An 8,408-nucleotide genomic window follows, 5' to 3' on the forward strand; every position below is an offset into this window, starting at 1 on the left:
AGTCCAGCAGCGAGAGGTACGAGTGGCGCGGCGCGGCCGGGTTCGCGGCCATCCGCCGCCAGGCGCGCTCGCTCACCGACACCGCGGAGACGCCCGCCGGGCCGCCCATCGCCTTCTGCGCGCCGATCACGCACAGGTCCACGCCCCACACGTCCGGCAGCAGCGGCTCGGCCGCCACCGAGGCCACCGCGTCGAGCATGAACAGCGCCCCGTGCTCCCGTACGACCTCGCCGATCGCCCCGACCGGGTTGGTGTTGCCGGTGGCGGCCTCCGCGTGCACCAGCGAGACGAACTCCGTCCCCGGGTGCTCGGCCAGCGCACGGGCGACCTGATCGGCGGTGACGGCGGTGTCGAAGGGCACGGCCAGGTCCACGACGGCGGCCCCGCAGTCGCGCAGCCAGCCGCCGAAGGTCTGCCCGTACGGGCCGGTGACGATGTTCAGCGCGGTCGATTCCCGGCGGGCCCCGCCGCGGATGCACGCCTCCAGCGGGAGCAGCGCCTCACCCTGCATGATCACGATGTCCTGCCCGGTGGCGAGCAGCCCCGCGACCCGGCGCTCGATCCCGGCGAACCGCGCGGCGGTGAGGGGGGCGAGGTCCAGCAGGGGATGCGTCACGGCGGTGCTTCTCTCACGAGGTCTTGCGGGCTGCCGGGACCGAGCGTACCCAGTGCCCCGGCAGCGTCCGCGCGCTGCCTCGGGGGCCATCGCGCGGGCCGCCGGGGCGGGAGCGGCGTACGGGCCGAGGCACCCGTGCTCCGGGCCGGGCCCGCCTCGTACAGTGCGGTGCATGAGCGATCACACGGTGCTGCACGTGAAGGGGCGGGTGCTCGTCGGGCCCGACGACGTCCGGGACGAGCTGTGGGTGATCGGCGGGCGCGTCGCCTTCGAGCGGCCGGGCGGCGTGGACGCGCGGGACGTGACCACCGTCGAGGGCTGGACGCTGCCGGGCCTGGTCGACGCGCACTCGCACGTCGGCCTGGACGCCCACGGCCCGGTCGACGCCTCGACGAGCGAGAAGCAGGCGCTGGCCGAGCGGGACGCCGGAGCGCTGCTGATCCGCGACGCCGGCTCGCCGTCCGACACCCGCTGGATCGACGACCGCGAGGACCTGCCCCGGATCATCAGGGCGGGCCGGCACATCGCCCGGACCCGCCGTTACATCCGCAACTACGCGCACGAGATCGAACCGGCCGACCTCGTCGCGTACGTCGGGCGCGAGGCGCGGCGCGGCGACGGCTGGGTCAAGCTGGTCGGCGACTGGATCGACCGGGACACCGGCGACCTCTCGGCCTGCTGGCCGCGCGGTGAGGTGGAGGCCGCCATCGCCGAGGCGCACCGGCTCGGCGCGCGGGTCACCGCGCACTGCTTCGCCGAGGACTCCCTCACCGACCTGGTCGAGGCCGGGATCGACTGCGTCGAGCACGCCACCGGACTGACCGAGGAGACCATCCCGCTCTTCGCCGCGCACGGGGTCGCGATCGTCCCCACCCTCGTCAACATCGCGACCTTCCCGAAGCTCGCGGACGGCGGCGACGCGAAGTACCCGCGCTGGTCCGCCCACATGCGCAGGCTGCACGCGCGCCGCTACGACACCGTGCGGGCCGCCTACGACGCCGGGGTGCCGGTGTACGTCGGCACCGACGCGGGCGGCTCACTGCCGCACGGCCTGGTCGCCCAGGAGGTGGCCGAGCTGGTCAAGGCCGGCCTCCCGGTGCGGGCCGCGCTGTCCGCCACCACCTGGGGCGCGCGCGACTGGCTGGGCCGCCCCGGCCTCACCGAGGGCGCCCCGGCCGACCTGGTCGTCTACGGGGCCGACCCGCGCGAGGACGTCCGGGTGCTGTCGACGCCTCGGCGGGTGGTGCTGCGCGGACGGGTGGTGGGGTGAGGGGCGGGGACTGACGGTGGGGCGGGGACTGACGGGCGGCGGTCTGACGGGGCGCGACGGTCCGCTGCTCCGGTACGTGGAACTACGTGGAATCCCGCGCGGCGGCCGGGCCGGGCTGCCGCTCCCGGCGGGCGGAGCGTGCCATCCAGGCGGCGACGAGCGCGCCCGAGACGTTGTGCCACACCGAGAAGACCGCGGCGGGCAGCGCGGCGGCCGGGCTGAAGTGCGCCCCGGCCAGCGAGGCGGCGAGGCCGGAGTTCTGCATGCCCACCTCGAAGGCCATGGCCCTGCTCGCGGGTTTGCCCAGCCGGGCGAGCTTGCCCGACGCGTAACCGAGCGCCAGCCCGAGGCCGTTGTGCAGCACCACCGCGAGGAACACCAGCGCCGCCGCGTCCTTGATGAGGGCCGCGCTGCCGGACACCACCGCGAGCACGATGACCGCGATGGTCACGGCCGAGATCCAGGGCAGGAAGCGCAGCGCCTTGTCGACGTAACGACCTGCCAGCACCCGGACCAGGAAGCCGAGGAGGACGGGCACCAGGACGGTCTTGAGGATGTCGGTGACCATGGAGCCGGCGTCCACGTCGAGGAACTGACCGGCCAGCAGCAGCGTGAGCGGCGGCGTCACCAGGGGCGCGACCAGCGTGGAGACGGTGGCGACGGACACCGACAGGGCGACGTCGCCGCGGGCCAGGTAGGTGACCACGTTGGAGGCGGTCCCGCTCGGCGCGCAGCCGACCAGGATCACTCCGGCGGCCAGCTGCGGCGGCAGGTCGAGCACGGTGGCGATCAGCCAGCCCAGCCCTGGCATGATCACGTAGTGTGCGACCAGCCCGAGGCCGACCGCCCACGGGCGTCTGGCGACCGCGGTGAAGTCCGGCAGCGTGAGCGTCAGCCCCATCGAGAACATGACGATGCCCAGCAGCCAGGGCACGGCGGGCGCCCAGCCGGTGAAGCTCGACGGCGTCAGCACGCCGACCACGCCGGCGGCGATCACCAGCAGCGGGAAGACGGTGACGGCGCGCTTGGCCGACCGGTCCGTCGCGGTGGGGGCGGGAGCCTCGGCGGGCTCGGGCTCGGGCGTGGGGGCGGGCTCGGACTCGGGTATCGCAGGGTCGGTGCTCTGCCGTGCTGACCGCGGTGATTGCTGAGAGGACACCGGCGCACTTTATGAGGCTCCGGCCGGTGGCGGGCGGCCGGGTCGGATCGTGGACGGTGGACGGTGGACGGCGGGTAGGGGACGGCGGGCGGGGGCCGGTTGGCTGAGACCCGGCGTGTGGCACGGGTGACCCATCGGGCCCCAAGTGTCGGGAGAATCGAATATGGAAACGGAAACCACCCATTGGGGTGAAGTCACGTCAGGTTGCTGACCGTTCACCCTCGGTACGTCAAACATGGCGGAGTCGAGGTCGTCGGCACCCGTGATGTCCCCCATCGGCGGGTGCCGGCGACTCCATGTCTCTTGTGGGGGTTCCACACACGTGTCCAGCACCATCAGCTCTACCTTCGGCGTGCCCGCACGCCGTTTCGCGGCCGTCCTGGTCACCAGCGCCCTGGCCGCGGGTCCCGCGGTCCTGCTCGGCGCCACGACCGCGCACGCTACGGGAGACCACGGGAAGGCCGGTGCGGTCGTCCTCCGTACCGGCCTCGATGTCTCGCTGCTCAACAAGACGATCAACGTGCCGTTGAACGCGTCGCTCAACGAGGTGCGGGCCCCGGGCGACGCGAACAAGACCGCGCTCGCCGTGGAATTGGATGGAGTCAACAAGGGCAGGCCGTTCAGTGTGCTGCGTGCCGAGGCGGCGACGGCCCGCGCCACCGCCGATGAGCACAAGGCCGAGGGGTACGCCGACCTGGTGCACGCCAAGGTACACATCCCCGGTCTGCCGCTGCTCTCGCTGGTCGAGGTCCGGCAGGTCACCTCGAAGGCCGTCTGCGAGACCGGCGAGAAGCCGCGCGCCGAGTCCCATGTGCTGGGCAGCGTCCTCGTGCTCGGCAAGAGGGTGACGCTCAGCGCCGGCGGGACGACCAGGGTGGCCGTGCCGGGCGTCGGCGAGGTGCGGATCGACCTCTCCAGGACCACGACCGGCTCGAACACGGCAGCCGCCACCGCGCTCGACCTCAAGGTCTCCGTCAACCCGCTCAAGCTCAATGTCGCCGAGGTCAACGGCCAGGTGACGCTGGCCCGTGCGACCTGCCGGACGCCGAAGGCCGCCCCGAAGCCGACGCCCCCGGCGAAAGCGGAGCCCCCCGCTCCCAAACCGCCGGCCGGCAAGGACGTGAGCACGCAGACGGTGGCCGACAAGCCGCCGAACCTCGCCGAGACCGGAGGGAATTCGGCCACGCTGTACCTCGCGGGCGGCGCGGCCCTGCTGATCGTGGTGGGCGGCGCATCGCTGGTGCTGACCCGCCGCCGCAACGCGGCGGCGCGCGAGCGCGGCTGACCGGCTCGCTGTGGCGGTCGTGGCGGTCGTGGCGGTCGTCGCGTGGCGCGGCCGATTGCCCGGCTGCGGCGCGCGACGCGGCCGAATGCACCGGCCCGACGCCATGATCGTCACGCCGGGCCGTATCAGCCGTCGGCCAGCGCCTTCGCCAGTGCCTCGGCGAACCGGTCCGTCGTGGCCCGGTCCCGGACGGCCAGGCGCAGCCAGTCGGGGCCGAGCCCGGGGAAGGTGTCGCCGCGCCGGACGGCGAAGCCCAGGCCGCGCAGCCGGGCGCGTACGCCGACGGCGTCCGGCAGCCGGACGAGGACGAACGGCCCGGCGGCCGGCTCCGCTGCCCGTACGCCCTGCGACGCGAACTCCGCGAGCCGGTCCAGGAGATGGGCCCGGTCCTCGGCGACCGTCGCGGCGGCGGCCTCGGCCTCGGCCAGCGCGGCCGGTTCACAGGTCGCCTCGGCCGCCGTGAGCGCCGGCGTCGACACCGGCCACAGCGGTTGCGCGCGCTCCAGCGCCGCGATCGTCTCCGGGCCGGCCAGTACGTAGCCGATCCGCAGCCCCGCCAGGCCCCAGGTCTTGGTGAGGCTGCGGAGCACGACGAGGCCGGGCAGATCGGTGCGCGCCGCGAGTGACTCGCGCTCACCCGGCACCGCGTCCATGAACGCCTCATCCACCACCAGGAACCGTCCGGGCCTGGCGAGCCGGGCGAGCGCCTCGGCCGGGTGCAGCACCGAGGTCGGGTTGGTGGGATTGCCGATCACCACGAGATCCGCGTCCTCCGGTACGGCGTCGGGGTCGAGCCGGAAGCCCGCCGAGGCGTCGAGCAGCACACGCTCCACCCGGTGGCCCGCGTCCCGCAGGGCCGCCTCCGGCTCGGTGAACTGCGGGTGGACCACCACCGGCCGCCCAGCCGGCAGGGCGCGCGCGAGCAGCACGAACGCCTCCGCCGCACCCGCCGTCAGCAGCACCCGGTCGGTCGGCAGCCCGTGCCGTACGGCGACCGCTTCGCGCGCGGCCCGCCCGTCCGGGTAGGCCGCGAGGCCGTCGAGCGACGCGGCGATCCGGGCCTTGAGCCAGGCCGGCGGCGTGCCGGCCCGTACGTTGACCGCGAGGTCCACCAGGCCCGCTTCGCCGCCGCGTATCTCCGCGTCCCCATGGTGCCGCAGGTCGTGCGCGGGCTCGAGCGGCTCCGGCGGCCCCGGGGGCTCAGCGCGCGGGGGCATGGTCGCTGTGGTGACGCTGGATGTGTCCCTGTCCCTGGCCCTGACCGTCGTCGCTCGCGACCACTTCCCGGTAGCGCTCCATGACCAGCTCGGCCAACTCCTCGGTGGCGCCCATGACCTCGGCGGAGAACACCTCCACCTCGGGGTGCGCGTCGGCCCAGCCCGCCGTCTGCTGCCGCACCCGGTTCGGCAGGACGCCGTTGAACAGGAAGTACGGCAGAACGACGACACGCCGCGCGCCGAGCCGCAGGCAGCGGTCGAGGCCGGAGGGCACGTCGGGCGCGGCCGGCGAGACGAACGCGGTCTCCACGCTCGCGTAGCCCCGTCCCTCCCAGAGCAGCCGCGCGGCCCTGCACACCTCGGCGTTGGCCTCCGGGTCGGTGGAACCGCCGCCGACCAGCAGGACGGTGGTCCGGGCCCGGTCGGACGGCGAGCGGCGGCCGCCCCCGAGCGCCTCGTCCAGCCGCCGCTCCAGCACGGCCAGCAGCTTCGGGTGCGGGCCGAGCGGGCGGCCGCAGGTGTATGAGACGCCTGCGTGGCGCTGCTGCTCGCGGGCCAGCGCGGCGGGGATGTCCCCCTTCGCGCGCCCGGCCGGGGCCAGCGTCATCGGGACGGCGGCGAACTCCCGCACCCCCCGCTCGACGAGGTCGGCGAGGGCGTCGCCGAGCGGTGGCGAGGACTGCCCGATGAAGCCGCCCGCGACGGGGATTTCGGGGTGGCGTCTGCCGAGCTCCCCGACGAAGGCGCGGAAGGCGTCCGCACCGCCCTCGTCACGGGTGCCATGGCCGGCGATGAGCAGCGCGGGCGGGGTGGTCACGATTTCTCCTCGGTGGGGGGAATGCGGGTTGCTGCTTGCTGTGGCGTCGGCGTTGACGCCGGTGCTGACGTCGGCGTCCGGTCCGGTGGGGCGGCTCCGGGTGCCGTGGTCGATGCTCGGGCCGGCGGCGTCTGCCACCGCTCGCCGCGCGGGCTGCGGCGGGCGACGGCGCAGGTGGCCATGGCGGCCCGGCCCTCGGGCGCGGACTTCCGCTTGGCGACGACGAGTTCACCACATTCCCCGGCGGTGAGCAGCGCGGACGCCTCAGCGACGGACGGTGTGCCGACGGCGGCGAGTGGCGCGCCGGACGGGTTCGGCACGTCGACGGCGGCCAGCGCCTCGGCCGGGTGGGTCCGCAGGGGTACGCCGAGTCGCTCGGCGGCCTCGGTCAGGCCGAGCTCGTCGGCTTTGCTGTCGACGGTCGCCAACTCGGTGACGTCGGCGGGAGATAGCCCGGACCCGGCGAGCGACTGGTCGATGAGGCCCAGGATCTCGTCGGCGGAGACACCTCGGCTCGCTCCGATTCCGACGATGAGGGATGGCGGCTGCGGCGTGACATCCCGTGCCTCCCGTGCATCCCGTTCGCTGAGCGCCGCGTGCGGGTCGGGCACCCGTGGGGCGTACGGGGTGGGGGCGGCCGGGCCAGCGGGGGCGGCCGGGTGTGGCTCGTGCGGAGGAGCGCTCGGGTTGTCGTGCGCGGGGCCGTCGTGGACGTGGGCGCGGTCCGGCTGGGCGGCGGTCGGCCGTTCGCGGGCTCCGCTCCCTGCCGGGGTGGCGGCGATCAGGCCGGTACAGCCGGTGCGGCCGGTCAAGGGTGCGCCCCTTCGGTGCCGGGGGAGGGGAGTGCGAGGCGCTTCGGCCGCGCACGCCCGCGTGAGGGGCCCGCGCGCGGGGCGGGGGCCGTCGTGAGGGGGGCGGCCGGCCCGTCCGCCGGGACGGGTACCGCGTCGGCGGGCGCCGGGGCGGAGGCCGCAGCCCCGGCCGTCGCTGAGGCGTCACCGGAGCGGGCGTCGGCTGGGCGGGTGCCCCAGAGGACGAAGACCGGGTTGGTCGCCGCGAGCCGGGTCGCCTGCCCCGGCAGCGGGGTGAGCCGGGACGACTGGAGGAGGACGCCCTCGGGCACGAACCCGGCGGCTGCGAGCGCCGCTTGCACGGCGGGCACCCGGTCCAGCGCGGCGAGGGTGACGACGACGGTGCGCCGCGCCCTGCGTGCGCACGCGGTGACGATCGCGGGCAGCTCGCGGCCTCCGCCGCCGATCACCACGGCGTCCGGGTCGGGGAGCCGCGAGAGCACGGTGGGAGCCGCGCCGTGCAGCGCCTGCACCTCGACGCCGTGGGCCAGCGCGTTCGCGCGGACCCGCTCTATGCCGTCGGCGGTCTTCTCGACCGCGATGGCCGCCGCGCCCAACCGCGCGCACTCCACCGCGATCGATCCAGAACCCGCGCCGATGTCCCAGATCAGATCCCCGATCCGGGGCCCGAGCCGGGCGAGCACCAGCGCGCGCGTCTCGAACTTGGTGATGAGCGAGTCCCGGTGCGCGAACTCCTCCTCGCGCAGGGCCCATCCGCCGGGACCGGGGCGCGACCCGGCGACGCTCGGCACGACGCCGGGCCCGGCTGTCCCGTCGGGCCAGCTGCGGGCTGCGGCCTCCGCCGGGGCGAGCCACTCGACCGTCTCGCCGTCCGGGTCTCCCACCGCGGAGGCGACGACGAGCATCCGGGCGATGCCGGTACGGGCCAGCGCCGCGCCGAGCTCGGCCGGCCCCGCGCCGGGGCCGGTGAGGACGGCGGTCTTGGGGTGCGCGCGGCAGACGTTCACCGCGGTGCGGATGTCCCGGCCGTGCGCGCTCACCACCACCGCGTCGTCCCACGGCAGTCCGGCACGGGCGAAGGCCACGGCGACGGACGGCGCGGCCGGATGCACGTCCAGCACGTCCGTGCCGAACCGCTCGGCCAGCGCCCGCACGATCCCGAAGAACCCGGGATCGCCGGCCACGAGGACCACGACGCCGGCCGGCCGGCGGGCTGCGGAGGGGCGCCCCGC

General features: G+C 75.3%; 7 protein-coding genes and 1 pseudogene. 2 read left to right on the forward strand and 6 right to left on the reverse strand.

The window, feature by feature from the left end; translation table 11 throughout:
- On the reverse strand, window positions 1–616 hold a 616-nt coding region (locus QMK28_RS32945; protein WP_326443368.1), incomplete at its 3' end, for an aminotransferase class V-fold PLP-dependent enzyme.
- Window positions 617–788: 172 nt separating this feature from the next.
- On the opposite strand from QMK28_RS32945, the gene QMK28_RS32950 reads away from it, so the two are divergent.
- Window positions 789–1,886: an amidohydrolase family protein gene (locus tag QMK28_RS32950; RefSeq protein WP_326443369.1), complete on the forward strand. Its 1,098-nt coding sequence runs from the start codon at window positions 789–791 to the stop codon at window positions 1,884–1,886.
- Between the two features lie 82 nt (window positions 1,887–1,968).
- On the opposite strand, the gene QMK28_RS32955 is transcribed toward QMK28_RS32950, so the two are convergent.
- Window positions 1,969–2,994, reverse strand: coding sequence for a bile acid:sodium symporter family protein (locus QMK28_RS32955; RefSeq protein ID WP_326443373.1), 1,026 nt, complete (start codon window positions 2,992–2,994; stop codon window positions 1,969–1,971).
- A gap of 373 nt (window positions 2,995–3,367) precedes the next feature.
- On the opposite strand from QMK28_RS32955, the gene QMK28_RS32960 reads away from it, so the two are divergent.
- Window positions 3,368–4,330, forward strand: a complete 963-nt coding sequence (locus QMK28_RS32960) for an SCO1860 family LAETG-anchored protein (protein WP_326443370.1) — start codon at window positions 3,368–3,370, stop codon at window positions 4,328–4,330.
- 125 nt (window positions 4,331–4,455) lie between these two features.
- Here the strand turns inward: QMK28_RS32960 and cobC are convergent, their stop codons facing one another.
- The 4 genes and pseudogenes from cobC to cbiE all read right to left on the reverse strand — a co-directional run.
- Entirely contained in the window at window positions 4,456–5,547 is a 1,092-nt protein-coding gene (cobC, locus tag QMK28_RS32965) for an Rv2231c family pyridoxal phosphate-dependent protein CobC (RefSeq protein WP_326443371.1), read from the reverse strand.
- Window positions 5,531–6,367 carry a sirohydrochlorin chelatase gene (locus tag QMK28_RS32970; protein WP_326443374.1) on the reverse strand — a complete coding sequence of 279 codons (837 nt, stop codon included), beginning with the start codon at window positions 6,365–6,367 and terminating at the stop codon, window positions 5,531–5,533. Before QMK28_RS32970 ends, cobC begins: the two co-directional genes overlap by 17 nt.
- Before the next feature lie 140 nt (window positions 6,368–6,507).
- Window positions 6,508–6,897, reverse strand: a pseudogene (locus QMK28_RS32975) (cobalamin biosynthesis protein); the annotation flags it as partial.
- Between the two features lie 275 nt (window positions 6,898–7,172).
- Window positions 7,173–8,408, reverse strand: a 1,236-nt coding sequence (gene cbiE / locus QMK28_RS32980) for a precorrin-6y C5,15-methyltransferase (decarboxylating) subunit CbiE (RefSeq protein ID WP_326443372.1), incomplete at its 5' end; no start/stop codon positions are given.

The organism is Streptomyces sp. H27-D2, assembly GCF_035828615.1.
Taxonomy (GTDB): domain Bacteria; phylum Actinomycetota; class Actinomycetes; order Streptomycetales; family Streptomycetaceae; genus Streptomyces.